The sequence below is a fragment of the Mesorhizobium sp. M5C.F.Ca.ET.164.01.1.1 genome, from assembly GCF_004792125.1.
Taxonomy (GTDB): domain Bacteria; phylum Pseudomonadota; class Alphaproteobacteria; order Rhizobiales; family Rhizobiaceae; genus Mesorhizobium; species Mesorhizobium wenxiniae.
The window spans coordinates 1-319 of sequence record NZ_SRTG01000389.1 but is presented as its reverse complement, the minus strand read 5'-3'; the positions used below and the strand labels follow the sequence as shown (position 1 = coordinate 319).

The 319-nt window shown below is 63.6% G+C and carries 1 pseudogene; it reads right to left on the bottom strand.

Annotated elements, in window-relative coordinates:
• Window positions 1-319 (bottom strand): annotated as a pseudogene (locus tag EN807_RS33935) (asparagine synthetase B); the annotation flags it as partial.

The following is a 319-nucleotide window of genomic DNA, read 5'->3' as shown; positions in this document are numbered from 1 at the left end:
GTCACCGTCAGGCTGTGGCGGGCCGGCAAGCGAAAAATGTCGGTGTAAGCCGTGGATTGCGGATCATCCGGCAGCCCTGCGAGAAAGCCGGAAATCTGGTGCTCGCTGAGGCGGCTGCCGACCTCATCGAGGCCGAGAAGCGGTCCGATCTCCGAGGCGAAAGCAAACCGCCGGTCGCTCGCATGATAGTAGAAGGGTTTGACCCCGAAATGGTCGCGGGCGCAAAACAGCGCCTGGCGTTCGCTGTCCCAGATGGCGAAGGCGAAGTCGCCTTGCAGATAGGTGGGGCAGGCCTCGCCCCAGTTGAGGTAGGCGCGCA